The 25,653-nt window shown below is 52.6% G+C and carries 27 protein-coding genes; 8 read left to right on the top strand and 19 right to left on the bottom strand.

Annotated elements, in window-relative coordinates; all coding sequences use genetic code 11:
* Positions 1-28 precede the first annotated feature (28 nt).
* Positions 29-1,039 carry a hypothetical protein gene (locus FBR45_RS24695; protein WP_138507154.1) on the top strand — a complete coding sequence of 337 codons (1,011 nt, stop codon included), beginning with the start codon at positions 29-31 and terminating at the stop codon, positions 1,037-1,039.
* Positions 1,040-1,129: 90 nt separating this feature from the next.
* Here FBR45_RS24695 and FBR45_RS24690 read toward each other — a convergent pair whose 3' ends face one another.
* The 13 genes from FBR45_RS24690 to FBR45_RS24630 form a co-directional block, all read right to left on the bottom strand.
* Complete coding sequence (locus FBR45_RS24690; protein WP_138507153.1) at positions 1,130-1,702, bottom strand: conjugal transfer protein TraO; 573 nt, start codon at positions 1,700-1,702, stop codon at positions 1,130-1,132.
* Positions 1,703-1,705: 3 nt separating this feature from the next.
* On the bottom strand, positions 1,706-2,887 hold the full coding sequence (traN, locus tag FBR45_RS24685) for a conjugative transposon protein TraN (RefSeq protein ID WP_138507152.1): 1,182 nt from the start codon (positions 2,885-2,887) through the stop codon (positions 1,706-1,708).
* 21 nt (positions 2,888-2,908) lie between these two features.
* A complete protein-coding gene (traM, locus tag FBR45_RS24680) occupies positions 2,909-4,435 on the bottom strand; it encodes a conjugative transposon protein TraM (protein ID WP_138507151.1) in 1,527 nt (508 codons plus the stop codon).
* The gene (locus FBR45_RS24675; RefSeq protein ID WP_138507150.1) at positions 4,432-4,671 is read right to left on the bottom strand and encodes a hypothetical protein; all 240 of its coding nucleotides are present in this window, start codon (positions 4,669-4,671) and stop codon (positions 4,432-4,434) included. The genes traM and FBR45_RS24675 overlap by 4 nt, the downstream gene beginning before the upstream one ends.
* A gap of 1 nt (position 4,672) precedes the next feature.
* The gene (gene traK / locus FBR45_RS24670; protein ID WP_138507149.1) at positions 4,673-5,287 is read right to left on the bottom strand and encodes a conjugative transposon protein TraK; all 615 of its coding nucleotides are present in this window, start codon (positions 5,285-5,287) and stop codon (positions 4,673-4,675) included.
* The gene (locus tag FBR45_RS24665; RefSeq protein WP_138507148.1) at positions 5,284-5,538 is read right to left on the bottom strand and encodes a hypothetical protein; all 255 of its coding nucleotides are present in this window, start codon (positions 5,536-5,538) and stop codon (positions 5,284-5,286) included. The genes traK and FBR45_RS24665 overlap by 4 nt, the downstream gene beginning before the upstream one ends.
* Before the next feature lie 73 nt (positions 5,539-5,611).
* Positions 5,612-6,907 carry a conjugal transfer protein gene (locus tag FBR45_RS24660; RefSeq protein ID WP_138507147.1) on the bottom strand — a complete coding sequence of 432 codons (1,296 nt, stop codon included), beginning with the start codon at positions 6,905-6,907 and terminating at the stop codon, positions 5,612-5,614.
* 45 nt (positions 6,908-6,952) lie between these two features.
* Positions 6,953-7,957 carry a hypothetical protein gene (locus FBR45_RS24655; RefSeq protein ID WP_138507146.1) on the bottom strand — a complete coding sequence of 335 codons (1,005 nt, stop codon included), beginning with the start codon at positions 7,955-7,957 and terminating at the stop codon, positions 6,953-6,955.
* Between the two features lie 33 nt (positions 7,958-7,990).
* On the bottom strand, positions 7,991-10,579 hold the full coding sequence (locus tag FBR45_RS24650) for a TraG family conjugative transposon ATPase (RefSeq protein WP_138507145.1): 2,589 nt from the start codon (positions 10,577-10,579) through the stop codon (positions 7,991-7,993).
* On the bottom strand, positions 10,576-10,914 hold the full coding sequence (locus tag FBR45_RS24645; RefSeq protein WP_138507144.1) for a DUF4133 domain-containing protein: 339 nt from the start codon (positions 10,912-10,914) through the stop codon (positions 10,576-10,578). Before FBR45_RS24645 ends, FBR45_RS24650 begins: the two co-directional genes overlap by 4 nt.
* Positions 10,911-11,363 (bottom strand): DUF4134 family protein, encoded by a 453-nt coding sequence (locus FBR45_RS24640; RefSeq protein ID WP_138507143.1) that lies wholly within the window; start codon positions 11,361-11,363, stop codon positions 10,911-10,913. Before FBR45_RS24640 ends, FBR45_RS24645 begins: the two co-directional genes overlap by 4 nt.
* Positions 11,360-11,893: a DUF4134 family protein gene (locus FBR45_RS24635; RefSeq protein WP_138507142.1), complete on the bottom strand. Its 534-nt coding sequence runs from the start codon at positions 11,891-11,893 to the stop codon at positions 11,360-11,362. The genes FBR45_RS24640 and FBR45_RS24635 overlap by 4 nt, the downstream gene beginning before the upstream one ends.
* A gap of 6 nt (positions 11,894-11,899) precedes the next feature.
* Entirely contained in the window at positions 11,900-12,238 is a 339-nt protein-coding gene (locus FBR45_RS24630) for a DUF4134 domain-containing protein (protein ID WP_138507141.1), read from the bottom strand.
* 248 nt (positions 12,239-12,486) lie between these two features.
* On the opposite strand from FBR45_RS24630, the gene FBR45_RS24625 reads away from it, so the two are divergent.
* From FBR45_RS24625 to FBR45_RS24615, 3 genes are all read left to right on the top strand, one after another.
* Positions 12,487-13,083, top strand: a complete 597-nt coding sequence (locus tag FBR45_RS24625; protein WP_246082378.1) for a hypothetical protein — start codon at positions 12,487-12,489, stop codon at positions 13,081-13,083.
* Between the two features lie 151 nt (positions 13,084-13,234).
* Positions 13,235-13,831 (top strand): ParA family protein, encoded by a 597-nt coding sequence (locus FBR45_RS24620; protein ID WP_138507140.1) that lies wholly within the window; start codon positions 13,235-13,237, stop codon positions 13,829-13,831.
* A 12-nt stretch (positions 13,832-13,843) separates the two neighbouring features.
* Complete coding sequence (locus tag FBR45_RS24615) at positions 13,844-14,122, top strand: hypothetical protein (protein ID WP_138507139.1); 279 nt, start codon at positions 13,844-13,846, stop codon at positions 14,120-14,122.
* Here FBR45_RS24615 and FBR45_RS24610 read toward each other — a convergent pair.
* Positions 14,119-15,162, bottom strand: coding sequence for a nucleotidyl transferase AbiEii/AbiGii toxin family protein (locus FBR45_RS24610; protein ID WP_138507138.1), 1,044 nt, complete (start codon positions 15,160-15,162; stop codon positions 14,119-14,121). The two genes, FBR45_RS24615 and FBR45_RS24610, sit on opposite strands and share 4 nt — an antisense overlap.
* On the bottom strand, positions 15,159-15,920 hold the full coding sequence (locus FBR45_RS24605; protein ID WP_246082377.1) for a DUF6577 family protein: 762 nt from the start codon (positions 15,918-15,920) through the stop codon (positions 15,159-15,161). Before FBR45_RS24605 ends, FBR45_RS24610 begins: the two co-directional genes overlap by 4 nt.
* Before the next feature lie 231 nt (positions 15,921-16,151).
* Between FBR45_RS24605 and FBR45_RS24600 the strand changes: the two genes are divergently transcribed.
* From FBR45_RS24600 to FBR45_RS24585, 4 genes are read left to right on the top strand one after another with little or no spacing between them, the layout of a single operon-like run.
* Positions 16,152-17,249, top strand: a complete 1,098-nt coding sequence (locus FBR45_RS24600; protein ID WP_138507136.1) for an AAA family ATPase — start codon at positions 16,152-16,154, stop codon at positions 17,247-17,249.
* A 3-nt stretch (positions 17,250-17,252) separates the two neighbouring features.
* The gene (locus tag FBR45_RS24595) at positions 17,253-19,628 is read left to right on the top strand and encodes a S8 family peptidase (RefSeq protein ID WP_138507135.1); all 2,376 of its coding nucleotides are present in this window, start codon (positions 17,253-17,255) and stop codon (positions 19,626-19,628) included.
* Positions 19,629-19,666: 38 nt separating this feature from the next.
* On the top strand, positions 19,667-20,536 hold the full coding sequence (locus FBR45_RS24590) for an SMODS domain-containing nucleotidyltransferase (protein WP_138507134.1): 870 nt from the start codon (positions 19,667-19,669) through the stop codon (positions 20,534-20,536).
* The gene (locus FBR45_RS24585; protein WP_138507133.1) at positions 20,533-21,456 is read left to right on the top strand and encodes an S-4TM family putative pore-forming effector; all 924 of its coding nucleotides are present in this window, start codon (positions 20,533-20,535) and stop codon (positions 21,454-21,456) included. Before FBR45_RS24590 ends, FBR45_RS24585 begins: the two co-directional genes overlap by 4 nt.
* Positions 21,457-21,728: 272 nt before the next feature.
* On the opposite strand, the gene FBR45_RS24580 is transcribed toward FBR45_RS24585, so the two are convergent.
* The 4 genes from FBR45_RS24580 to FBR45_RS26530 are packed head-to-tail and all read right to left on the bottom strand — an operon-like array spanning position 21,729 to position 25,653.
* Complete coding sequence (locus tag FBR45_RS24580) at positions 21,729-23,345, bottom strand: hypothetical protein (protein ID WP_138507132.1); 1,617 nt, start codon at positions 23,343-23,345, stop codon at positions 21,729-21,731.
* A gap of 12 nt (positions 23,346-23,357) precedes the next feature.
* On the bottom strand, positions 23,358-23,762 hold the full coding sequence (locus FBR45_RS24575) for a hypothetical protein (RefSeq protein WP_138507131.1): 405 nt from the start codon (positions 23,760-23,762) through the stop codon (positions 23,358-23,360).
* A 23-nt stretch (positions 23,763-23,785) separates the two neighbouring features.
* Positions 23,786-24,694: a hypothetical protein gene (locus tag FBR45_RS24570; RefSeq protein ID WP_138507130.1), complete on the bottom strand. Its 909-nt coding sequence runs from the start codon at positions 24,692-24,694 to the stop codon at positions 23,786-23,788.
* Complete coding sequence (locus tag FBR45_RS26530; protein ID WP_246082376.1) at positions 24,691-25,653, bottom strand: type IIL restriction-modification enzyme MmeI; 963 nt, start codon at positions 25,651-25,653, stop codon at positions 24,691-24,693. The genes FBR45_RS24570 and FBR45_RS26530 overlap by 4 nt, the downstream gene beginning before the upstream one ends.

The raw sequence follows: 25,653 nt of genomic DNA, 5'->3' as shown, positions 1-25,653 counted from the left end.
ATATCCGTCATTCTGTCCACGTCCCGTCATGAGTATTCGAGGAGTAGTATGCGCCATCAACCGAACGGCCCGCCACATCGAACGCGATCAGCAACGACGTGCTCGTGTCGCAGCTCAACAGTATAAGTTGTTGCAAAAGCAGCAGGCCATTCAGGATGCGGCTCAGGCCGTCCGGGAGTATGAAGAGTACGTGAGCGTACTGAAGACTGTTCACTGCGATTGCAGTGATCCAGTTGATTGGTCGGCCATGCAACATGAGAACCCACCGACAGCGCCGGTAGTCACCGACGAACGGGAGCGGACGGCACAACATAAACTCGATACGTATCAACCTTCTTTTCTGGACAAGCTATTCAAGCTCGGCCCCGGAAAAATAAGGCGACTGGAGGAAGCCGTTTATAAAGCCCGACAGCAAGACGAGCAACTATTTAAGGACCGGCAGGCCGACTATCAGAAGCAATACGAGGACTGGCAGGATCGGCAGGAGTTAGCCCGGTTGGTGCTGGCTAAAGACAGTGATGTTTACGGGCAAGTCATTGACGCTTTTGCTCCGTTTGAGAGCATTTCTCAACTGGGTAGTCGGCTGGAGTTTACGTTCACCAGCGACCACATCGAAGTGGATTTGCACGTAAATTCTGCCAACGTCATCCCCGACTTTACGGTATCCCAATTGGCGAGCGGTAAACTCTCACGAAAGGCAGTCTCTGCCAGCAAATTCAATGAGCTTTATCAAGACTACGTCTGTAGTTGTTTACTAAGAATAGCCCGCGAAGTGCAGGCGCACCTACCTGTCAGTCAGGTTGTCGTTCACGCCATTGGCGAATCGCTGAACTCAGCAACAGGTTTGTTGGAAAAACCTATTCTCGTTTCGGCGGCCATGCCACGGGTTACGTTGGAGCGTATAAATTTCGCAGTCATTGATCCATCTGACTCTATGCGTAACTTCAACCACACCATGAAGTTCACTAAGACCGGTGGCTTTCAGCCGGTGGAACGGGTGGGTTTAGCGGCACCGATACCTTACCCGAAAAAACGTTAGAATGTACAGCTCTGTAACCTCAACCTATAGTCCGTGTTGATTGATTAGGGTTGTGTACGATGTAGAATTTGATTCTTCTAACGTTTATTTCTACCGCCCATGCCACCGCCACCCCACGCTCACCAACGTGTAAAATGGCTGCACTGCTGACTTCGGCAACCAGCGTTGCCGGAGGCTGATCACCACCGGAGATAGTTCAAACTCAATCCCTGCTTCGGCACCGAGCAGGAATCGGGCACCAGAAGGCATAGACGCGCAAGTAGAATCGGTCATCATCGGGATGGTGATTGAAGGCAGCGACTCATACGTGGCCACGGGCTGCACGGTTGCTCGAATGAACCGCGTTCGGAAGGGGTTGCGCCACAAGTTGAACTCGTAGCCCCAACCCACCGTAAACTGCCGGAGGGTACGCAGTTCGGTGGAGTCGGCTCCCTGAACGCGGTTTTGTGCATAGCTGAAGCTCAGTTTCCAGGCGTTGTACTGCCGGTTGTAGCGTCCGGTGCTGATAAGTCCGCTCATACCCAATTGGTTTGGGTTTGCCGAGGACGTACCCACCACACCCCCCTGCACGTCGATAAACCGCTGCCCTTTCAGGTGCGTCTGGGCGAGTGTACTGGCCGACATGAGGCATAGGGCCAGCCATAGAATAATTGGTTTCAACATGGTTCAGAAGGGTTTAGCTAAGAGCAGTACGTCGGATTCTACCTGAAAGCGGAGATGCCGCCCACCCTGTCTTTCGTACAGTTCGATATCCAGCACCTTGTCTTCGGTCAGGGTCGTCATGGGCAGGGCGTACACCACCGTTTGTTCCGTTTTCGCCCGGAGTAGCTTCGACTCGATGGGGTAGCGGCCATAGGGCGTTAGTTCTACTTCCTGAGCCGCCATGCGTTTTAGCTTCTCTTTGTCGCGCACGTAGAACTTCACAAAATCCACTTCGTAGTCAAGCTGACTGTCGTTGCGGAGACTGAATTGCAGATACAACACCTTGTCAGCCGCGTATAGGCCCGTGAGCAGGTGAGTGAGCCGCATGGACGAAGCCCCGATGTTTCGGACAAATGGCTTCCGTTCCAGCACCCGCTCGCAGTGGTTCAACAGGTCGCTTTCCGCCATCGGCAACCCTCCGGTCGTGGAACTAGCTTGTGCAAACGTGATGGCGGTTGCCCGGTTGATACCCAGCGACCGGCTGGTGTAATCGTCTGCTGTGACGTTGTTGGCCATGTTGATGTTCAGAATCTCCGGCTCCTCCTGGTAGCGGATCAGAAACGAGAAGAAACCACCGTCTTCGGTAATGACGGTCATGTTGGTTTCTCTGCCGGAGTCGGCCTGGCAAAACGCCGTGGCTTTCGGGTTTGCTTTCACCCGCAGTACGTTTGTGACGGTTTCCGGTATTTGCGCCAGCACGTAGTCGGTGCCGGCATCGAACTCCTTAATCTTGGCTGGAAAAATGATATGCGTCGTTTTGCGGTCAGAGATGCCGAGCGGGTACGACCCTTTCACGGCGGCCCGGTCGATGGGCAACAGGTACGGCTTCGCCCGCACACTTTCGACGAACGCCGGATTGGCTACCCGTACCGGCGTAGTGGTGGCACCGGGATTGTTTGTAGCAGCCTGCTTAACCGTGGAGCGTTCCACCGGCCCGTTGACCACCGATTTGACAGAAGGGGACGTTATCATGGCCAACGTACCTGTGGGGGCAAGTGTAGGGGCCGTTAGCCGGGCTATGGCTCTACCCTGCATTGGTCTGACGAGTGCGGTTGTTCGAGCGGCTTTGCCGGTGGATTTGTGCGCCTGCCCTGCCACCATCAGGGGCGTAAAGGCAATGAAATAGAGTAGGTACGTAGCTTTCATGAACTTGATTATCAGCACAGTTTAATTGGTGTATCCGTCAGCGGCCTGCTCGGAACGGAGGATGATGCGGTAGTTGGGTTTGACGGTAACCTTGACCGAGTTCAGTTTTGACTGCACCAACGAGCGCACCCCCTGAAAGGCGGTATTGGTCACCTGCATGGCTACCTGACTACCTACCTGCTGGCCGAATGACCCTTGCGGCACGAAGTAATACGGCGAAGAAACTGCCTGCCCGGCAGAGTTTCCCAAGCCCTGCGCCAGCCGGTTCTTATCGGCCAGTTTGGATACCGAAAGACCCGCCCGGCCATCTAAATCGTACACAGTGAGCCGAATAGGGTAGATCTCGTTGCCCAACCGCACACTCGATACGGCGACATTGACCCGGTCGGTACCGATGCTGCACGTACCCGCCAGCAGGGTATGGGCGGGCAGCTTGACCCACCGGCCATTGAGCCGAAGGGTTGTCTCCTCCAGCAGGCGCAGGCTGAGTGTACTGCCATTTTGCACCGTTACCGCGTCGCCGTCGCCATGCACCACTGCCGGGATGGATGGGCCGGTAGGGGAGGGCGTTCCGCCGGGTCGGTTAACGGTGGACGTAGCACCCGATGTAGTTAAGCCGTAGAAGCCCGAATTACTTACAGGCATTGCCTTTCGCTCAGTCGGGGCTATACCATATTCGCCCACCGGGTTTGTTTGCCCCACCGTTCCGGCTTCACTGTTACCAGCTTCAGCCGCTATTTCCCGCGCAAACAGGGCGCGGTAGGAGGGGGGCAGTTCACCGCCGTACTTTGCTTTCAGGTCGCGGTACTCGGCCATGTGCAGAGAAGGCGTAGCCGGGGCTGCTCCACCCGCAGACGTACCCGAACTCATTCGCTGGTTAGCCGTTTCAATCTGCCGCAGCAGCACATCGGCGGTTTGCTGATCGAGGTCGCGCTGCCGTTTGGCGGTACGTTCCTCGGCCAGTTGTTCCCGACCTTTGGGGGAGCGGTGCATGGTGCGGTAGATGGCATCACGCTCGGCCTGCTGGTTGTCGAACTGCCGCTTTAGCTGACCGTAGCGGGCCTTTTTGCGTTCGGTGGCCGTCTGGTAAGGCTGGGTTGTTTGCCCGGCCTGTGTGCGGATGGTGTTCAGATCGGCATCCATTAGCGACTCGTTGGTGCCCCGGCTTAACGAAGGGTCCTTACCCGTCAGCAGTTGCGTACCCGCAGCCGCCTGCCGATCCATTGCTCCCGATGGGGTAGGATTTAGCGAACCGGCATCGAAACCGTACTTATCGTATTTCTCTTTGCCGTCGAGGTGGTGGGGCCGGGCTTCGGGCGGAGCCAGCGACGAAGCACCACCATCGGCGGGTGCGGTATCGGAAGCGATGAAACCGCCCAGAAAGCCGAAAATCGCTACACCCAGCAGGAAGGCGAACCCGCCAAACAGCAGCAGAATCTGCTTACGGCCAATCTTGCCTTTGGCAACCGTTTCGCTACCAGGAGCCGGCGTTTCTTCAACCGGTGTAGCAAAAAAAGGGTCAGTCTGTGGTTGTTCTGTAAGTGTCATTGGGTCAGTAAGGCAATGAAATAGAGTAGAAAAAAGGCCCCTACGAGTGCCAGAAGCACGTTTCGCCAGCGAAAGCCGATGCGGTGCTGCTCCTGATTGAGCCGGTTTGCCAATTGGTGTTCCAGCCGGGTCACTCCCTCCGCCAGACGTGTACCCAGCCGAAAAGCCGGGTGACTTTGGGGCGCATCGCCTTCTCTTTGCGGCTGCGTCGAAGTCCAGAATCGAAACAGAGCCATATTATTTGCTGTATTCCTGCGTGATGCGTGACGAGAGAATGTGGAAGTCGCGCATGAGCAGCCCGTTGGGTGAGTTGTCGCTTCGGTTCACATCGACTAAGGTGGTTTCAGTGACGAGGCTCCGGTAGACGGTGGCCGTTGCCCGCTCCTGCACCAGCCGGGCGTAGGTTACGGCCCGGTACGGGTAATGGCGCAAATCAGTCACGACCGAATCGACCTGTACCCGCTGCGTTACGTTGCCCTGCACCATGTCGCGGTAGAAGTTCTGCTCGGCGAGGTTGTTGTAGAGCCGTTTGGCCGATTCGTCGCAGAGGAATAGGGCGCGCCTGATGTTATCGTCGATGGATTTTGGGTCGGGTGAGACGGTAAAGAAGAGTTCGTGGAAGCGGCCCACGTGGTGGCGCAGTTCCGCCGGGCGATTGTCCGTTACGCTGCCGCACGTCACTTGGATGGCTTCGCCCCGGTTGACGAGGTAGATGCGTTTGCTGAATTCGTTGCTGTACTTAAAGGCCAGCCCTACGGCGGTGAGGGCTACAATCAGGCTGAACCCGAAAGCGGCCACCAGCAACCACCGGCCCCGCTGAAAGTCTTTTTCTAATTGCAGTAGCTCTTTCATCGGTTCGGGCGGTAGGGATTCAAACCAGACGTTACAGGAATGCCGAGTGGTGGGTAGGTACGTTGGTCGTAAATAGCGATAGCCGCCCCCTTCCGGTGAAACACGTAGGTGTACTGCGTGGCCTGACGATAGCGGGCAAAACTCCAGATGATGCTCCAGACCAGCGCGACCGTCAGGAAGGTCAGGCCGCCGACACTCAACCACATCATGCGTTTGTGGCTGACTAACAGGTTGTTTTGATGGTATTTCATGTCGTTTGTATTGCTATAGGCAATAGATTTAAGTCAAAAGAAATAGGGGCTTGCCAAGCCGAAAGGCAATAAATCAGAGTTGATTTTTCTTTGGCGGGTATGTCTTGCGGTACGCTCCTACGGTGGCTCCATGAGCGGCTGCTACGGCTCCGGCCCCCGTACCGACGACCGCCCCAGCGACACCACCCGCTACGCCTTTGATGCCCCGGCCCAGCATACTGCCGCCCGAAGCGGCTCCCGCACGAGCACCACGTGCTGCTCCCCCCGCCACGTGCGCGGCCATTGTGAACGGTGAGCGGGCCACCCCAGCCGCCATATTTCCCCCCAATCGCGCTACGCTGGTAACACTATTGGCTACACTGTTGCCCATGCGGGCCGCGACCGTATGCCCGGCAGCTTTCAGGGGTTTGCTCACCGGAGCCGCGACCGTTCCCGCCCCTGACCGGGCCAGACTGGTAGCCCCCTGCACCATCGCGCCAACACCACCAACCGTCACGAGCATATTGGTCATCGACGGCACCTGACAGTAGCCGATAAGGCACATCACCAGAATGCCGATGAAGGCCAGACCCATGTACTCCGGCGTGTGGGCCTCGGCTCCGCCCGCATTGCCCAGCACAATGGTTTTCGGGTCGTAGTAGCTCAGGTACTTGAGCGTTACCTTGAAGGCAATGGACGAGTACAAAGCCGCGACGGTGGGCAGCAGTGTGTAGTTGATGTATTTGCCAAACCACTCGGCGATGTTGTTACTCATGCCCGGAAACACCGCCAGCGCGATGGCGATGGGTGCGCCCATCCTGAGTACCAGCCTGTAGGTGAACGAGATAAGAAACAGGATGCACTCGGCCAGTTGCATCAGGGCCAGCAGAATGTCCTGCGTGTAGGACAGCAATTCGTACTTGAACTTCTCGGAGTACTCGGCAAACTGAAGTTTCAGCCCCGCCCCGAACGCATCCGGGTTGAAGGTCGGGTCCACCTGCCGGAACAGTTCAGGGTGTTCGCCAATTTCCTGCCATTTGGCATCGACGGTCTGCTGAAGCAGTTTGGTCTGCTCGGCAATCTTCTCGTAGAGCGTACCGTTTTGCCGCTCTACGGCAGTGCGGATGCTTTCGCCCAACTTGTCGATGCCGTTGCAAATCCGGGGCGATAGGCCAATCAGCACCATGAGCATGAACGGGCGTAGGTACGGGAAAAAGTCAATCGACTCTGAGCGCATTACTTGCGGAATCAGCCGGGAGAAGATGTAAACTAAGGCACCAATGCCCGCCACAGCCCGGATTTTGGACTCGATCAGGGCCGTGATGTCCATCGTGGAGGCCGTCATGTCGGCATACAGGCCCAGCAGTGTTTTGTAAGCGTCGAACAGCATAAGATGTAAGCGGATTGGTACGTCGGTGAGTTGGTAATGAGTGGGTTAACCCCCGCTGCTGTTCATCTTTTCCTGACACTCGCGCTGAATGGCTGCCCGTTTGTCGGCGGCAATCTGTCGGCCCCGAATACGTACCAGAATGCCGAACTCCTCATCGGAAATAATGTGGCCGTCGTGCGGGTCAACGTACCCGTTGGGTTTTCCTTTCTTCTCCGGGTCGAAGTACGGCGGGTATAGAAACTTCATCTCGGCAAATGCCTGTTGCTCACCCTGCAAGTCGGCAATCTGTAGCCGGTCCTGGCATTCCTGCATCAGGGCTGTTTTGCGGTCGATCTCAGCCTGCTTCTGCCGCTGCTGCTTGGCAATTTCCTCCTCGTCGAGGGCCGACTTGCTGCGGTCCGTGTAATCGTCGTCGTAACCCTTCTCACCCAGCATAAACTGCACTTCGTTGTAGCTGCCTTGTTTGGTCAGGGTCGGCTCGGCCATTGCGTATAGTCGGCTGGTCATCTGCCAGTCTTTTTGCGAACGTACCCGGCGCAGCGACAAGCCACGCACCCGGTAGTAATAGTTGTTGACCAGCCCCTGAAACTTTCTGGCACTTTCGTAGGCCCGGAAAATCCACTCGATCCGGCCCTGATCATTTATCTCGAACAGGTTTTGCGACGATCCCTGCCGCATATCTTTCAGGATGTCGTTGGCCTGCGTACCCATCGCGCTCAGGTCGTCGGCAATCAGCGCGTACTCCGCCGGGTAGATGTGCCCGTCCTTGCTGATGACCGTCGAGATGCTTTGCAGGGTGCGGGTCGTTTGCTGTACTGTTTGGATAAGCTGCTGCCCCCGGTGGTAGCTCTGCACGGCTCCTTTTACCTTCTTTAGTTTCTCGATGGCATCGACCATCGTTTTGAAAGAAGGCTTCTGAATCAGCGACATCAGGTTCGATACCGCCGTGTGGATGGGGTCGCTGACCACGAACTGCGCTTGCAGGGCGGGCGGGGCCAGGCACAGGCACAGCAGTAGCCCGGCCACCCGTATGAATTGGTTGGTTTGCATCGGTTTGTCTTTTACAATTGGTAAAGTGTCGGGCTACGGCACTGTATAGTAACTCGCGCCGTTCAGTGGTTTGGGTGCCCGCCTGTTGGGGTGCAACAGCGGTACACCCTGCGCGTTGACGGGCAGGTAGCCCCCGGCCCGTTCGCCCCGCGCCCAGGCTTTTACCGCCGACTCTAAATCATTGCCGTAAGCCGTTTCGGCCAGTTCCGTAATCTGCTCCACCTCCGACCGCTCCGTCGTGAACGTACCGTAGGCCGTGCGGCTGACTTCCAGCCCGTACACCTTGCAGTAGTCGCCCAGCAATAGGGCCAGATCGTTGTAGGGTGGCCGGTTGGGGTCTTTACCCTTGTTGATGCTCAGAATGATGTTCGCCTGTTTTTCCGACAGCGAGAGCGTTTGCATGATCTCCGGGAACCGCTTTTCGTAGTTCTGGTGGTCGAGCAGAAACTTGATCGGCGAATTGTTAATGATGGCATCCTTTACGATGGCATTGCCCACCAGATCGTCCACCTCCTGCGTCACCACGCCCAACGATCCCAAGTGCTTCCGTACTGTTTTCGAACACCAGCGTAGGAAATGAGCAAAATTCTCTTTCGCCAGGGCCTTCCACGCTTCTTCGATGATGAGCATTTTCAAGACCCCCTTCACGCTGAACAGCTTACGGACGTAGGTATTCATAATCATGATGGTGGTGATTGGGAACAGCACCGGGTGGTCTTTGATGTTGTCCAGCTCGTACACCACAAACGGTAGCTCCATCAGGTCGATGTTCCGGCGCGAATTCAGCAGGTAGCCGTACTGATTGTCGGCGTGAAATGGGCGCAGTACGTACAGAAAGTTGTTCAGGCTGAACTCCCGCTCCGAACCCATGTTGCGGGCGAAAATGGCCGGGTACGTGTCCCGCGTGAACTCGTAGAAGCTATCGAAGCACGTAAACGGCTCCTCACCCGCTTCCCGCGCCCGGCGCATGGCTCCGTAGTACTCATGTACGATGTTGGCAATGGTCACCTCCTCGGCTTTGGTAGCGGGTTCGCCATCCTTTTTCCAGAGGGCCATGAGTAGGTTGGCCAGCGCGTCCTTTGTTTCTTCGTCCGGGTCCAGGTCGCGGCTGTAGAACGGGTTAAACTCAATCGGGTTGTCGGGTTCGTAGGTAACGTACCGGCCACCCATGAGTGAACACAGCCGTTTGTAGGAGCCACCCACATCGACTAAGCTAATGTGCATCCCGTGACTGAGCAGGTAAAACACCATGTTGTTCATCGTGAACGACTTACCCGACCCCGATGGGCCAACGACCATGAAATTGCGGTTGGCGATAATGCCCCGCTCCATCGGCCCGAAGAACGGGTCCACCATGCACGGGCGACCAAAGCGGTCGGTCAGCAACAGGCCGTTTTTGCAAAAAAAGTCGTCGCGGTAGTTGGTCTCCGTGTTCCAGAGTGCGGTCGCTTCTTCCAAGAAACACGTCGCCAGGTTATCGGCCCCAATCTCGGCGATGTTACCCGGTATGCACGACCAGTACAGCGTTTCCGCGTCGTGGCTGGCCATCTTCGGTTTGAAGCCCAGCTTCGAGATAGCCGCAGCCGCCTGCGACCGGTATGCATCAGCTACGTCGGGGTCTCGGTGAAACACCAGCACGTTGTAGTGCGCCCGCACTACCCGCCGATTGCGGTCTTTCACTTCTTCCATGAACGCATCCTTTGAGCGGATGCTAACCTCGTTTTCTTTCGACCAGGCCGCAAACGACGTGTGCCGTTTTACCTCTTTCACCAATTGCCCCGTCAGCGCGTGGCCGTCTTCGACGAGTAGCACCTGATTGTAGATGTGGTTGAAGGGCAGCAGCATCCCCAAAGCCGAACCGGTCGAAATGGGGAAGTGGCTGCTGTCGGTCGAGAATTGTTCCAGCCGGGCGGAGTTGTACACCTCGTTCGGAAAGTCATCCAGTTCCGACAGGGTGTAGGTATAGGTACGTTGCCCGGCTACGGTCAGACCGTCCCGCAGGTCGATGTCGTGCAGGGTCGGGTCGTCGAGAGACAGCGAGAAATAACGTTGAAACAGCCCCGTCTGTTCGCCGTTGTCGAGTAACTCGGCGGGTGTCAGCCGGTGGAGCTTCATCTTACCGGAGTCCTGCACGATGGCTGCGAACTGGTTTACTACGTCGCCAAACTCCGCCCAGGTGCGGCTTTCCTGCATTTCCTTTGGCACCAGATGCCGCTTCAGCAACGAGGAATTTGTCGTAATTCGCTTGAGGGGCGGGGTGGCCGGGCGCGTTACGTACAGGTAGCAGCGGTGGCGCAGGTAGGGCCGCTCGGCAAAGTGCCGCTCGTTTTCCCACACCATGTAGTTGGATGAACGCATAAAATCGCTCTCGAACGTTGGTGTATATACGTCTTCGATAAACAGGTCCTGTTTGTGAACCATGTACCCAACCGGCAGCACCTTCGCAGCCCGCACCAGCACGTCGTGGAGAGTGTCGTATTCACCATCCGACACGGCAAAAATCTCCGGGGCTTGCACCTCGAACGCCAGGGTGATGTCGGCATTTTTGGAGACGATACAGCCCGTCGGCTCATCCAGGCAGAGAATCGGGAATAGGTCGGCCAATGATTTGCTTTTCTTCATCGTCGGCTTCGGGTTGTGGACCGGCGCACGGGTACCAGCCGGTTGAAGGATTGGTACTGGCATACGTACGATGGCTTGAGCCGTTGTACCTGTTGCTTAACTGCGCCCCACCGCCCGTAGCGGCTGTTTTGGGTGTAGCACCAAGCCAATGTACCCCCGGCTCCTATTGCCAGCAGCAGAATTGCCAGCAGAATGGGCAGGCCCAGAATGTAGCTGAACAGCGTCAGGAAAACCGAGGCAATCAGGCCCCCGGCTGCGTAGTAGAAATACAGGCCGCGCAGGCCCCGAAACTCGATTTCGTTATCGACACCGCGATGGATGACGTAGGACTTCATAACATGGCTGAGATAATAGAACTCATCAGGAACAGAAAAGCCAATGAGCCAAACCACTTGAACATAAATTCGTACAGATCGTCGTCGCCCCGACGAAACTTCTGGAAGACCCGGATAAGGCCAATAATTGCCACCACGATACCCAGCAACAGAGCCGCCCGGTTGCCCTCGATAGCCATCGACTGCGTGTACTGCTGGGCTAAGTAATCGCTTCCCCCGAACGACGACGAGAAAGCCCCGCTCAGAATGAAGCGATCCACGCCAAAAACCACTCCGCCACAGAAAGCGATGCTGGTCAGCCACAGCAACAGCGGTCCTTCGACCTCTTCGCCCCGGTTCCAGTTCTGATAGATGCGGAACCCGGCGATCACGGCAGCCAGCGCGCAGAGCCACAGCCCAATGGATTTGATTTGTCCGTAGGCCTGAAATTCGTCGTAGAGCAGGATCACCGGTTCAGTCGGGTGTGTTCGCGCAGCGAGTCCGATGCCGAACGGTAGTAGTTGCGAATCGAATCGACGCGGGCGTCGCCACCGGGCTGGTAGGGTGTGGCCCCCACCGCACCCGGTGATGGGTCAGCTATTGCCGAATTGTCTTCTGCTCCCCGAAACAGCAGCTTGTCGGTGCCGAAACGGGCGGCTGTAACGCTCGGCATCCGGTAGCTTACCCACCCTTGCAGAAACACGGCCACGATACCTACGCTAATCACCGCCGAGGCCAGCCGCCACGTTTCCAGCGCGAAGTCGCCCGTACCGGCCTGTACCCGTGCGTAGATACGTAACCCGCCAATGAGGGCCATCAGCCCGCACACCGCCCAGACAAACTTGAGAAACGTAGGCATCCGGCTCAGGATGGGGTTGGTAAACTGCCCGTCGATGCCGACGTGTGCGGCTGCGTTGCCGTCCAGGTTTACGTCCTGCGCTATGCCCGCGAAGGTCAGCAGACAGCCACCCAGCAGCAAAAGCGTTCGGGTCTGAAACATGACAGATCAGTTTTGGAAGAATACGGCTTGCAGAATGGCCGCAAAAGCCAGCAGGAACAGTACCGAACCACCCCAGTTGACGGCTGACTTCTGCACGTCCTGATCGCCCGCCTGCATCTTTGAGTAGATGCGGAAGGCACCGAAAATGCCGACGATGGCCGCAATGACGTACATGACGGTGGTCATTGGCCGGAAGTAGTCCTGTAAGTCGCGGGTCGTCTGGGTGAGTACCTGCACCCCGGCCCCGATGCCTTTGGTTTGGTCAACGGATTGGGCAAACGTAGTAGTAGTTGTTGTCAGGGCGGCCAGCAACAGCCCGCGCCCCAAAGCAGTAAATCGGTTCATCTAAAGTTTGTGTTAGTTGTTTTGGTCTCCGGCCAGATGACTTCACAAAGATTATATAAATGTTTAAAAAATTAAATATAATAAAATAAAAAATTATTTAATATGTTTGATATATGTTGATAATCAGCAGACTATTTTTTGCCCAATTGATTAAGCAGTTGAACCCAGATGCTGGTAGGCCCTCGTTGCTTGGATGTAGGCTACGAAGCGCATTATCTTTGAGAAAAGCTTTATCCTGCTTGTTCGCTATGTTTACTCTATTAAACCGCTACATCTACCCGCTTTTGATTGGTGCCTTCCTCTTTTCACTGCAAGCCTGTTCACCCAGCGATGCGCCGGTAGCGGCTGACGCGCAGCAGGAGCAGTCGGTAAACCCCGCCGTTCGGCTTAGTGGTAACTACGCCTGTATCCGGCTTCAGCTCGATAACGGGTACGTGGAGGGCCGGGGGCAACTCAAAGGCAGTGGCTATACCGTTCGGGTTCAGGCGAAAGGCGATTCAGCACAGTTTGCCCTGACGGGCGATGGCACTGCCGGGCGCTACGATCAACTCGACTTGGGTACGTATGCAATAGATGCCCGGACCGTCGATGCTACCCGTGGCTACTTCACCATTAAGAAGGACATTCTGAACGATTACAATGCCGTAACGGTGATCGACCGCACTGTCGGCGGGGCCGGTGGTAAGCAAATCACCTACACGTTTCCGATTACGTTGTATCAGTTTATAGCCGGTACGCCGAGAGCCGGGCAGTACACCCCTGTAAAGGCAACCGACATCTTCTCGACCACTCAGCGCGTGGTGGGCATCTTCACCGTCGAGCGGTCTGCTGTCCTGGCTAATTAGCTGCCAAACATCTGCTGTAGCTTCTTGTTATGGTGGTTTCCAATTGGATAGTCAACTATTTGGCTATCCAATTGCTATTTAGCTATTTCAATAGCTGTCTATTCCAGCTTTTTGCTCATTTTTGCGGGCGGAACTGACCAGCAAACCCAACATGAAAATTATTACTGTAGCGCACCAGAAAGGCGGGGTTGGCAAAACAACGCTCGCGCTCAACCTGGCTTTCTACCTCAAAGACATCAAGCGGGTGGGAATTGTCGATACCGATTTGCAGGGGAGTGTTCAGGGGCTGGATTCACTGCTCGATGGCATTACGCTGGTCAGCTACGAAGCCCTTCAGGAAGGTACCTATCCCGAGCTGGACGTGCTTCTGATCGACACGCCCCCGTACCTGACGAGCAAACTGTCGGAGTTGTTTTCCGTGTCGGACTTTGTGTTGGTGCCTACCAAAGTCAGCTATCTCGATGCGATGGCCCTGAAAGCAACGATGGCCCTGCTCCAGGAAACACAGCAGGCTTACCCCAACTTACGCGCCGGCATCGTGCTGAACATGGTCAAGCCCCGTACCTCCATGAACCGCGAGATTCAGGATATTCTGGATGCTTATCCGATTCCGACGTTAAAAACCCGCGTTCATGAACGGGTTAGCTACATTCGCTCCGTGATTGCGGGCGGCATTGTGCAGTTGGAAGACCAGAAAGCACAGGAAGAAATGGCCGACCTGGCCGATGAAATCATTGAACAACTCTAACCCCGCGACACGATGGCAGAGTCCCTTAAAGAACGTCAGGCCCGGCTGGCCGAAAAACTAAAGAACGAACCTCCCAAAGCTCCTATTCAGGAAGTCAACCCGGTAGCACAACCCGAACCTAAGCCGACGGCCAAAGCCAATGCTGCCACGGTCGATGACCTCGTGCAATTGAACGTCAAAGTCCCGAAAGCCCTCCACAAAGCTATCCGCCGGATTTCAGTCGAGGACGACATCGAGATTCGAGACATCGTGCGCGAGGCTTTGGAAGCGTATATGAAGGGGCGGGCTTAATGAATGGCCAGATACCAGTAAAAGAACGCTTCGGGTTGCGACTTCTTCAACTTGTTGAGTCGGTTTACCGTGGGGTCGTTTAGCTGCCAGTCCGCGATTTCGGCAGGTTGTGCATAGCGACGAAAGGTTGTGGCACTTTCGGTCAGTAGTCGGCTTAGATAAGCAGCTTTAGCACTGGCCAAAATGGCCCCTTCGATGGTGAACGGACCAATGGCAAAAGAGGCCAGTCGCCGAATCCCTTCCTGTAGCTGCGTAAAGTATGGGTCTTTATCATCCCGTCGCGTGATCAGCAACGCCGTATTCACCACGTCGGTCAGTACGTCGGCGGGGGTGATAGGTAAACGGCGATACGCAATTTCCTCCTGAGCCATGTGCAGGAACGCCTGCCCGACAACGCTCAGGTCGGCCACCGCGTCGAACAACTGAGCCACATCGAAGAGTTGTTTGATAATTTCAGCCGGGCGTTGTTTGGTGTATAATATACCGGTGGTATTAGGAGCAAACGCCGTTAGTTTATCGCCCAGTAAGCTATCGGTATCAGGTAGCCTGACGGAGACTAAAGGTTCCTCCGTGCGAATCCAGGGATGCCGAATGGCTTTTTGAATGACGTGAGGATACTTGACCTCGGCAAAGAGAATATCCAGAAGAATGGGTTCGAGTGGGTGTTGCGGGTCAACCGCGCTCGTGTAAAAGAACTTGAAGTGGCCGACTGGCACCCCCGCATGAGATGCCCGTAGAGAGTCATCTTCCCAACGTACAAAAGCCCCCGCTTCTACAATCGCGTCGAAACACTCGGTGAGGTTTACCGGACGTTGGGGCATGATGATGTCCACATCAATCGAGAATCGGCGGGGTTGTTCGTAATGCAGAACGAGCGACGTACCCCCTTTGAAAACAAAGGACAGGTCATATATTTGTAGCTGCTCCAGCAACCTCAACGCCCAAACTACCTTTTCCAGTAGTTTCAGATTGACCGGCTTAGGAAAACGCTTGCCAACGGCCACCAGCCAGTCGCGGGTAAAAGTTTCAGGGAGAATCATGGTTGTGTATGGTAGGATGGTATCTGACGCAATAGCTGTTCAACCGGCTCGGTTCGGTTCCGTCGCCGGGCGTAGCGCCTGAGCTTATCGCGATTAATGGTGAATTTGGCAAAGGCCGCTTGGAAGATGTAAGGCAGTTCTTCCTGATAGGCAAAGAACAGGTCGTCATCGGCCAGCAGGTCCACCAGAATCTTTTCCAAAGAAGCTACCACATACCCGTCCTGCTGCTGCACCGGTGCCTCTGTAAGCAGCGGTTTAACAATAACCGGTGTGGCAGCCGGTAAGCCGCGCTGACTAAGGAGCAACCAATCGTCGTAGCGATACAGGGCCGGACTTTTTCGGTCAATGCGCACGGGCTGTTCCTGCAAGCGTTGGTACACCGACGAAACGGCTTCCCGTTCGACCTCGACCAGTTGCAGAAAGCTGATTGGCTGTTGAATCATGAAATCGGCCAATACCCGTGTATCCCAAACACAGCAAGTCGTAAAGGGCAGTGCTGCTCTAACGCGGTCGCTGATTTTGCGAAGCGTCGGCGAAAGGTCAGGCTGGTAAGTCGGGCGATCATTCAGTCGATACTGACCATACCCGGTTCGAACTAAAACCCCTTCCTGCGTTAACTCATGCAGCCGCCAGGCGAGCGTAGAGGTTTTGGCTTCGCCAGCGTGTTTCCTGAGAAAGTCGATCAGCGCGAGTTTGGGAATGACCTCCTGCTTACCAAACTGCTTACGTAGGGCCGTATGAATAGTTTCTTGCGACAATAGCTTCTTTCCAAATTTTGGCAAATATAGGTAGTTTTTGCCAAAATTTGGAAGCATATGAGATTCATATACTAGCACTTAATAAGAGAGTAGTGCGTACAATAAGCCCCTGATCAATTCAGTAAGCCGTAGCTGTCTTTGAAAGTCCTGAAAACGTTTTTATAAAAAATAAGTACGAATAAATTAATTTTAAGTACGAATACTGTAATTTTGAAAACGAAATTAACAAGCATGATTACAGAGATCATAAAGATTATTGAAGGAGGTTTAAGCAAAGACCCGCACAAGGTGCTAAACTATGCGCGGCTGTTGGCTGAAAATCTTAGCAAGTCCGGCGACAGGAAAGGCGCTGAACGGATTGTTCGTGCATTACAGAGTAAGCAAGCCCAGCCGGTCTTCATGGATCAACTATTCACGGCACCGGTGGACCAGGAGACACGAATGAACATTGCGGACTTGGTTATTCCTCAACCCGACCAGCAAATTCCAGTGATACTGTCGGAGAATCTGCGCCAGAAACTCGACGGCTTTATTGGAAGGATTCAACACCGGAGTGAACTTCAGGCCGCAGGTATCGACCCTCAAGCTTCGCTATTGTTGTACGGCCCCCCAGGCTGTGGTAAGACTACCTTAGCCCACTATATAGCCCACCATATGCAACTTCCGTTGGTGGTAGCACGATTGGACTCGCTGGTATCCTCTTTGTTGGGCAATACGGCCAAGAATATTCGTAAAATTTTTGAGTTTGCCAGCCGACAACCTTGTGTCCTTTTCTTAGACGAGTTTGACGCTATCGCTAAAGCGCGGGACGACCAGCATGAGTTGGGTGAACTGAAGCGAGTAGTAAATAGCCTGTTGCAGAATATCGATGAGTATTTGGAATCGAACATTCTAATCGCGGCCACAAACCATCATGAACTGTTAGACAAGGCTATTTGGCGACGGTTCAATAGTATTGTGGAGATAGCTCTTCCTGGTGAAGCCGAAGTTCTGGAGCTACTGAAACTATTTCTGAAAACGGCTCAGCTAAATTTTGAGCTACAAGGCAAGAGAGGGGAAGCATTAGCCAGGCTACTGAATGGTAGCAGTCCTGCCGATATTAAGGCGATTTGCCAAAATGCAATTGCCCAGAATGTGCTACGTAAGAAGTCGGTGCTTGACCATGAAGAACTTCTACTCCAATACTACTACTATCGACACCATAATTCAACTTCTCAGGAAGCTTTGATGGGCTTCCTGAATGAAAATGGCGTTTCGCAGGCGGCCATTGCCGAGATACTGGACACGTCACTCCGGCAAGTCAGAAACTTTTTTAACCAAAAATCCTAACCGATGGAACCTAAGAATCTGCCCATCAAGCTGTTCAGCAAACGTGGTACGCAAGACGAACGACGCACAGAGGGAGGGGGCGGTAATGACCTGCCCTCATGGGTGCTCCCACCTGCTCTTCTGGAAGCCAAATCAGAAGTGTTCAGGGATGTAATGAATACGACCGCCTTGCTTTTGATTGACCGCCAACCAGATCGACAATTCATACCAGCAGTTCTTGAAGTAACGGTACGTGAAGAAGCCGTTGCGAAGTCGCATCGGAGAGAGGTGGCCAAATTGTTCAATCGAAAAGAGGAGTACAACCTGATTGGCCTTTCTGATGATCTCGATTTGCTGGTTAAGGTGGACTCTACCGAACAGGTCAAATTCATTGATCAAAATTTACAGCGTCCCATATCATTCCCTGTAGCGTTATCTGCCATTGATGTTATTAAACCCTTTCAGCCTCGAATTGATTTGCCAGATGATAAGGCCACGCCCTTGAAAGTTAAGCTTATAAATTTCCCGAACCGGCGTGTCAACGAACGTATCGAGCAGTCATTTGAGGAAACGTTACGGGCAAATGATACTTCGTTTAAGAAGACGACTTATGCGTTTGGCCTGACAGTTTACAAGGTTGAACAGGTTCGTCCTGACGCACTGGAACTAATTCAGGAGTTTGAGGCTCTGTACTCAATCGACCCAATGCCTTCTTATCAGGTAACGCTGGATGAGCTTACCCCTACTGCATCATTGCCGGTGAAGAATCCCGTCAGCGGAAAAGAATATCTGACGGTAGGAGTTCTCGATTCGGGTATTGCTCTGATACCTCACCTGAAGCCTTGGTTGGATGAACGCCGGTACACGGCCTATGATGAAAGCGAGGTTGATCGATCACACGGCACCTTTGTTGCTGGGGTTTTGCTGTATGGTGATGAATTAGAAGGGCAGGACTGGGTAGGTGGCGGGGAGTTCAAACTATTGGATGCTACTGTATTTCCTAAACGCGGTGTTCGTATAGACGAGGACGAGCTACTGGAAAACATTCAGAACGCCATTCGTGCCTATCCGGATGTAAAGCTGTGGAATCTATCGGGGGGCGGAATGACGGAATGTGGTAGCCGTGATTTCTCCGACTTCGGAAAAGCGTTAGATGATCTCCAGAAACAGTATGGTATCGTCATTTGTAAGTCGGCTGGTAACTGCGACAATTTTAAGTCGTCATTACCCAAGCGTAGAATTCCTATTTCAGCCGACTCGGTGCTATCCCTCGTAGTTGGGAGTATTGCCCATGCCCAGCAGGAAGGCGATTTAGTGTCGGAAGGGTATCCGTCGCCCTTCTCCAGGATTGGCTTTGGCCCAAATAAATTGATTAAGCCGGAATTAGCCCATTACGGCGGTAACGCCGGGGTAAAGAAGACTGGAGAGCTGACGTTAACAGGGGTTAACTCCTTTTCGGTCGCAGGTGGTGTGGTTAAGCACGTCGGTACCAGTTTTTCGACCCCACGCGTGTCTGCCTTGCTGGCGGGCTTACACCACCGGGTCGATGGCGAGTTCGACCCGCTACTTCTGAAAGCGTTGGCGATTCACTCAGCCAAGTACCATCCTGAGTTGAATCTTTCTCCAGCAGAGCGGCTGAAAGAAATGGGGTTCGGACTACCAAGCTCAGTTGGCGATATTATTTACAATACGCCTTACGAGAGCACACTCATCCTACAGGACAACATTTTGCGTGGAGGGTACATTGAGATACTCGACTTCCCATTTCCTGACTTACTGGTAAACGAGGTTGGGCAATACTACGGCGAAATAACAGTAACACTGGTTACTGATCCCAGGCTGGAAAGTAATCAGGGGGCCGAGTATTGCCAGTCAGATATTGCGGTGTCGTTCGGAACGTATGAGCAGGTAAAGCGCCGGGACACGACGAAAAGAACAATATTTAACCCGCTTGGTCGGCTGAATCCGAACAACGTGCTTTTACCAAATATGTACGCAGCCCGGTTCCAGCGTTACATTGATCACCCGTTTACACCGGAACGGCAGCTTCGCGACGATTTGGGCAAATTTCATCCGGTGAAGAAGTACGCCGTCAACCTACAGGAAATGACAGAGGCTAACCGAGTACGTAGCCTGACTGCTCCCAAGAAGTGGTATTTGGAGTTGAAAGGGCTGTTTTCTCATGCAGCAGAAAGCACTTCATTACAAACTGGGGAAGTTCTGTCGCAGGATTTTTGCTTAATCATCACGATTCGAGACCCGATGAAGCGGCATGACGTGTATAGCGCGGTTACTCGCAATCTGACCATCAATAATTTTCAGCATACCAATATTCAACTACGCAACGAAGTGACCATCAACGTTAGCAATCGCACGAATGGTCTGCGAGATGGAAAGTAGTGAGTGCATTGTAGTTGTATAACTTTTAGAGCCATACCATGCCCAAGACGGTAGCAGAGGGTTTTGACACCTTCTTAACACGACTATGCCCGTTGGCAGGAGAACATGCCAAAGCCACGTCCCACAGATCATCTGTAGAACGTTGCCTGATTAACAAGTTCGAGTGTACTAATTTTTTCGAGACCGGTTCATTCGGAAACGGTACAGGTGTACGCCACAGAAGTGATACCGACTACTTTGCTGTAATCCCTTCCCGTCGGTTGTATGACAACTCGGCCACCTCATTACGCGTAATTAAGGAAAAGCTTCAGGATACGTTCTGGGCCACAACCGGAATCGCTGTTAACAGCCCGGCTGTGTGTATTCCGTTCGGAACGTACCGCTCAGAGGATATGGAAGTGACACCCTGCTGTTTTAACGGGCTAATCAACAATTTCCGCTCCTATCACATCGCCAACGGAGCGGGCGGTTGGATGGTATCCAGTCCAGACGCACACAATAAATATGTTCGGGAGCAGGATGTGAGACTCAACTATCGAGTTAAACCACTGATTCGGCTCATCAAGGCCTGGAAGTATTACAAATCAGTGCCTATCCGATCATTTTACCTCGAATTATACGTAACGCGATTCGCGCAGAATGAATCATCAATTATTTATGCGATGGATGTCGATAGCGTTCTGACAAAACTGCTGAAAGAGGGCCTCCCGGACATTACCGATCCAATGGGTATTTCGGGTGTTATCGAACCTTGCGACACGTTTGCAAAATGGGGAGACGCTTACTCAAAGCTAAGCACGGCTGTTGGCCGGTCAAACAAAGCCCGCGAGTACGAGACCAAAGGGAATGTTGACAACGCTTTCTACTATTGGGATTTACTATTCGACGGAAATTTTCCATGCCGATGAACCATATACCAATTCGACAAAACGAACAAAAGCAGTTGGAGCGGCTCGCGGCTCAACGTGAATTGTATTCAGCCGCGAAGGTGTATCACGGTTGGCAAATCACCCTGAGCGTGATAGCTCCCATAATCCTTTCAGTAGCAGCTATTATATGGACTGCTACGGCCCCTTTCGCGGCTGCGTTCGGGTTATTGGTTCTGTTTTTTGACCTTGTTGTGCTGGAGCCAGCTATTAAAAAGAAACGCGCAAAAGCCGCCAAAATTCAGGAGTTATTCGATTGCGATGTGTTTGAGCTTCCAGCTTCGCCTTTAAAAACGGTAGATGATATTACTGTCGAAGAGGTGTTGACATATTACGACGCTCACCGGAAGATACCGACCAACATTGAGAAAATAAAAGACTGGTATCCGGTTTCAATTGGCTCATTACCCTTGGGCATTGGTCGGCTAATTTGCCAGCGGAGCAATTGTTGGTGGGATTCGCGGCTACGTGAGCGGTATTCAAGCTATATGCGAACGGCTGGCATCGTCGTTACGGTACTGATTATTGTGATTGGAGTAATAGCTAATTTGAGTGTTATAAATATTGTGCTGGTGGCGAGTATACTGTCCCCTTTTTTTCAGTTTTGTATGAAACAGTATACCGAACAACGGGAAGCAGCTCAACGGCTTAATGAATTAGCAAATTACGCAAAGTGCGTGTGGAGTTCTGCATTCAATCGTGATGAAATCTACGCGTTTGAAAACGCACGTCGGCTACAGGATGAAATTTTTGAACATCGCAGTAAAAGCCCCGTTATACTTGATTTTTTCTACAATCGGCTTCGGGACAAGGACGAAGACCTGATGAACCGTTCAGCCGAGATTATGATAGCAGAAGCTCAACAGCAACTCACAAGCCAGGATACAGGTAATGTGATGTAAAAAAACTCCCTATTGTTAATAGAGTAGGGTAATCGGGTTGATGGTACTGGCGAGTATTCAACGTCGCACTGGTATGCTGCTTGAAATCAACAAAAATCAATCAGTTCAGTAGTTACCTGCCCGCACAGGGGCTTTTCAAGGTCGGGAAATAACGTACCCTATAAACCTCTGGTTTGACGTTCGGGGTAAGACTCTGAAGTATAAAGATGAGTACAGCTTACGAACCTGAAACGGGCTGGTGAACATCGGACTTGGCTAAAAAACCATCCAGACTAAGGCCAACTCTTATAAGCCCCTGATTTAAAAGTTTCGTAAGCTGTTCGGATTCTTTGGAAAGCAGCGTACTTCGGCGATGTATCGACGATAAGTCCCCTTGCTTTAACCAGCTCAACAATTCGGGGTGACAGTCGCTCAGTTCGTTCGCCATCTGCTCGCGTAACTGCTTGAGCCACTGCTCTTCGATAGCCTTCGTGTCGTTCTCTAAGCTCCGTTCGTACTCGTCCGTCAGCTTCTTCATCTGCCTGCGCTTGTCGTCTAAAATCTGCTCCGACAGCCTTTTTTTGCTGGCGATACGTTTGGACCATTCTGCCCTCAGCTTGTCGGAATTCATCTGGCAACGCTTCTGTTCGTCGTTGAATATCTGCTGTTGTTCGCTTTGCTTCTCCAATTCGCTCGTCAGTTCTTGCTGTTTCTGCTGCAAGCTGTTCTTGGCGTTCTGGTATCGAGCCGTCTCCTGCTCCAAGTTCGATGAGATTCGTTGCAATTCGCTCAATTTCGTCCTGGTAGTCCGGTCGATATTCTGCTTCTGCACGGACCAGTTCGTGTCTCTTCTTATAATATCGTCCTTCCAGGTCTTTACGTCTTGCTTTAACTGCACGCTCCGTCGATGACACTCTTCTTGCCGCTTTTGCAAGTGGGAGTATGCGGCCACGAACTGCTTTTTCAAGCCGCTTCTGGTGTGATGCCTGAAGGCCGAGCAGTTGTTGTTCAGCTCGTGCTGCGATGTCCGTAACTCGTGATACTTCCGCGTTAAGGTGCTGCTCAACTGATCGGTATTGTTCGCTTTCCAGGCAGCGTTCAATTGCGCGTATAAGGTTTCCAATTTCCGTCGCTCGGCAGTTGACAGATTCCTCAAGAAGTCGTCTTTGGAGTTGATCAATCGGTAAAACCTCTTTTGAATTTCTACCGGAAACTGGTACGTATCGGGCTGTTCTTTCTTCATGGTTGTAAAGCCATTTGGTGCGGTCAGTATGGTAAAAAATTTGCTCAATGGCCGTGGCCGACTCCTTCGGGATGGTAACGGAAACGGTGTCGATGCACAGCCGCTCCAGTTTCAACAACTTATCCTCATCGGGTTTGTGCGTGGCGACGATTTCAATGAACAGGATAGGCTGGCCAAGCTGATCGAAGAAAGTTACGTCGGGTTGGATGATGTGACGTTTCTTCCCAGATGGCTCGATTCTTTCCCAATCCGGTTTGCTCATCCATCGAATCTGTCCGGCTTCATCTTCATAAAATTGATATTCTATGCCGACGGTATAGGCATGGATTACCTGTGCTTCCCTCAGTCGGGTCAAGCCGTCCGTGCCTTTGGGCGCGTATTTGTCAACGGCTGGCACTTTGATTTGCTTGATGCGCTGGAGGGCATCTTTGGCGATTTTGTGCCGATAGGTTTCATTCGAGAACGTGCATTTTCGCTCAATTTTGACATCGGTAACATGGTGTCTGAAATACCAGCTTCTGTCCAACTCACTTTGGCAGGCAACCATTTCCTGCTCACAATCAATACAATAGTAGCCCTTCTTTCCACGCTCTACTTCCGAAATATGAAACTCTTCGCCCTGAATGTTTTTGGCGTACTGCGTTTCCTCTCGTTGTTTCTGTATCATCAATAACGCGCGTTAATCTGCAACTACGACATACAAATAGTTCATGTCTTCGACCATTGCCAGGCGACCAGTGCTATTTTCGTGCTTGTTATCGAGCCGCTTGGCGAATGCCCGGATGAAGTACGATTCGTAGTGGCAGATGAAGGCGTCGCTGCTGGTCTTATATACCAGATACATCGTCTGATAGTCCCGGTAGTCTGTAGCTTGCAGGCGTTTGGCGGGTTGCACAGTCTTTCCAATCTTGGCGTACCGGTGCTTTTCCAGGATGGCTTCGACTGAATGCCGAATTTTTAACGTAGTCGAACGCCCCCGCCGACCCGTTACCAAGTACTCATCGGAAACGGACCGCGCTTTGTCTTCGGCTTGACCCAGAATCAGGCCGAAAAGACCATCTAAAATTGTTTTTTTTGTAGGCATGAAAGTTACGGGATGTTTGACGGTTAATTAATCGGGTAGAACGAGTAGACCAGGTTTTGAATTGGTACGTTGACCTTATCGCAATCCTCAATTTCATCTCGACCGAAAAACCGAATGGCTACTTGGGCATCAGGCTCTTTAGCTCTGTACATCATAAGTTGCCGATAATAAATCATACTATGAATGAGATTGGAGCAAAATAGTGTCATTTTGAAGTCACGTTCGGAGTCGAATAATTTCGTAATAATCTGTATTTCACCAGGTGTTTTCGTCCGGGTGTAGTAAGACATCGACTGGCTAATGTCCCACTCAATATGCACCTCTAAACTGTCAGGGTTCGCTAAGGCCAGTTTACTGGAGGCCTGAATGAGCCTTAACCCATGTTTATAAGCGTTGTATTCTTCGCGGTCGGTAAAATCAATAGCAATCGTTCTAATGCCGTACTTGATAGCCTCAATGCTATTGGCAACGTCATTCAAGACCTGCTTAGGGAATGAACCGTCAGGCAGTACAATTGGATAGAATAGATAATTGGCTACGCTTATCTGTCGTCCTGAAAAAGTGACGAGGTTGTCTAAAAAGGCTAATGCCTGATCGTCTTCAGCGATACAGCTAATAGCTTTATAGTTTTCTTGCCACTTGGCATTGGTCAGCCGAACCATTAGCTCCGTATCGTCAATCAGGGTAGTTCCTTGCGGTTTAAGAGCCAAGAAAACCTCGAAAAACGTCTCGATGGCGTGGAAGTACGTTTGTCGCAGATCGCTCCTGAGCGTTAGGCTGATTTCGTCATTATTACGTTCGCCATACCCTACGTGAAACGGGTCCGGCTCAATGCTGGCCGGATTGTCCAGCAACTGTTTGAGATATAAGGCTTTTATACGGTGATAATTTTTCAGGTACGTCTGATAAAAATATTTAGGTTCAAAGATCATGGCTTCTGTGGATTAGTAGGGTTCTCGGTTGACTGTTTTCTCTTTCTCCTGTTTGAAGCTAATCCTGCTCCAATAAGCGGAGCCGTGTACTGCTCGTACAACTCGAACAGGTACTCGATCCTGCGCGTCTCGTTGGCGAAGGCTTGCTTGCGGTAGCATTGGTCGACAGCCCGGTCGAGGTCCTGATGCGCCTTGACCAACGCGGGCGGCATCGTCAGTGGATCGTATAGGTCGGCCAGGCTACTGCCAACGAACGAGGCCCGCACGTCGAGTACTTTCTGAGCAGCTACTTCTACGTCCTTAACCTGTTTTTCGGTCGGCGACGGTGGCCACGGGAAGTTATTGTAAACGATGTCTTTTGAGTATCGGTAATCGCTTTTTAGCCGACCACATACGTAACGTACCCACGTCATGTGCATCTCTGAGGTCAGTACACCGAAATGAAATAGACTGGCATTCGGTACGATTTTAACCAGATTACTTGACAGTGTTTCAGGACCTTCGTAGCCAATCGGAATATAACGCCGACGCTCAGAAGAAACTTCAGGAACAATCAGGTAGCTGCTTTTGGGCATATTCTCGACGTGGAACCGCGTTGGCGTTTCTGCCAGTTTTCTTGTCGGTGGGCTAACGCTTGCCAAACGAGTTTGCTTGACTGCCTGAACGCGCTTCAGGGCTTCAGGCATTAGCCGTAGTTCAGCGGGTGGGCAATCGCCTAACCAGAGGCACCAACGCTCGTAGCCGTTGATGAACTCATCCGAGCCTAACCAACGCCGAAACCATTTCTCCGAACGCGGCTCTTGGGCTATAAAGGCTTGCTTTTCGTCGGTAGTGAACAGATAGTGGCCTCCATCTATCGGCTTGTTGCCAATGCCGATTTGTGGCACTTGGCAAAGTGGTTTTTGTCGGCTTACGACAACCGTGTTTCTACCCTCTACGAGATAAGGGTTGATGGTCAC

The organism is Spirosoma lacussanchae (assembly GCF_005870035.1).
Lineage (GTDB): Bacteria > Bacteroidota > Bacteroidia > Cytophagales > Spirosomataceae > Spirosoma > Spirosoma lacussanchae.
The sequence above is the reverse complement of the archived record's forward strand: the minus strand, read 5'-3'. Positions and strand labels throughout refer to the sequence as shown.

Bases quoted from the DNA above. Each gene is read 5' to 3' on its own strand.
- FBR45_RS24690 (WP_138507153.1), bottom strand. From the start codon at position 1,702: ATGTTGAAACCAATTATTCTATGGCTGGCCCTATGCCTCATGTCGGCC.
- FBR45_RS24630 (WP_138507141.1), bottom strand. From the start codon at position 12,238: ATGAACCGATTTACTGCTTTGGGGCGCGGGCTGTTGCTGGCCGCCCTG.
- FBR45_RS24645 (WP_138507144.1), bottom strand. From the start codon at position 10,914: ATGAAGTCCTACGTCATCCATCGCGGTGTCGATAACGAAATCGAGTTT.
- traN (WP_138507152.1), bottom strand. From the start codon at position 2,887: ATGAAAGCTACGTACCTACTCTATTTCATTGCCTTTACGCCCCTGATG.
- traM (WP_138507151.1), bottom strand. From the start codon at position 4,435: ATGACACTTACAGAACAACCACAGACTGACCCTTTTTTTGCTACACCG.
- FBR45_RS24575 (WP_138507131.1), bottom strand. From the start codon at position 23,762: ATGCCTACAAAAAAAACAATTTTAGATGGTCTTTTCGGCCTGATTCTG.
- FBR45_RS24610 (WP_138507138.1), bottom strand. From the start codon at position 15,162: ATGATTCTCCCTGAAACTTTTACCCGCGACTGGCTGGTGGCCGTTGGC.
- FBR45_RS24615 (WP_138507139.1), top strand. From the start codon at position 13,844: ATGGCAGAGTCCCTTAAAGAACGTCAGGCCCGGCTGGCCGAAAAACTA.
- FBR45_RS24590 (WP_138507134.1), top strand. From the start codon at position 19,667: ATGCCCAAGACGGTAGCAGAGGGTTTTGACACCTTCTTAACACGACTA.
- FBR45_RS24660 (WP_138507147.1), bottom strand. From the start codon at position 6,907: ATGCTGTTCGACGCTTACAAAACACTGCTGGGCCTGTATGCCGACATG.
- FBR45_RS24655 (WP_138507146.1), bottom strand. From the start codon at position 7,957: ATGCAAACCAACCAATTCATACGGGTGGCCGGGCTACTGCTGTGCCTG.
- FBR45_RS24620 (WP_138507140.1), top strand. From the start codon at position 13,235: ATGAAAATTATTACTGTAGCGCACCAGAAAGGCGGGGTTGGCAAAACA.
- FBR45_RS24695 (WP_138507154.1), top strand. From the start codon at position 29: ATGAGTATTCGAGGAGTAGTATGCGCCATCAACCGAACGGCCCGCCAC.
- FBR45_RS24675 (WP_138507150.1), bottom strand. From the start codon at position 4,671: ATGGCTCTGTTTCGATTCTGGACTTCGACGCAGCCGCAAAGAGAAGGC.
- FBR45_RS24665 (WP_138507148.1), bottom strand. From the start codon at position 5,538: ATGAAATACCATCAAAACAACCTGTTAGTCAGCCACAAACGCATGATG.
- FBR45_RS24635 (WP_138507142.1), bottom strand. From the start codon at position 11,893: ATGTTTCAGACCCGAACGCTTTTGCTGCTGGGTGGCTGTCTGCTGACC.
- FBR45_RS24650 (WP_138507145.1), bottom strand. From the start codon at position 10,579: ATGAAGAAAAGCAAATCATTGGCCGACCTATTCCCGATTCTCTGCCTG.
- FBR45_RS24570 (WP_138507130.1), bottom strand. From the start codon at position 24,694: ATGATCTTTGAACCTAAATATTTTTATCAGACGTACCTGAAAAATTAT.
- FBR45_RS24600 (WP_138507136.1), top strand. From the start codon at position 16,152: ATGATTACAGAGATCATAAAGATTATTGAAGGAGGTTTAAGCAAAGAC.
- FBR45_RS24580 (WP_138507132.1), bottom strand. From the start codon at position 23,345: ATGATACAGAAACAACGAGAGGAAACGCAGTACGCCAAAAACATTCAG.
- FBR45_RS24595 (WP_138507135.1), top strand. From the start codon at position 17,253: ATGGAACCTAAGAATCTGCCCATCAAGCTGTTCAGCAAACGTGGTACG.
- FBR45_RS24585 (WP_138507133.1), top strand. From the start codon at position 20,533: ATGAACCATATACCAATTCGACAAAACGAACAAAAGCAGTTGGAGCGG.
- traK (WP_138507149.1), bottom strand. From the start codon at position 5,287: ATGAAAGAGCTACTGCAATTAGAAAAAGACTTTCAGCGGGGCCGGTGG.
- FBR45_RS24625 (WP_246082378.1), top strand. From the start codon at position 12,487: ATGTTTACTCTATTAAACCGCTACATCTACCCGCTTTTGATTGGTGCC.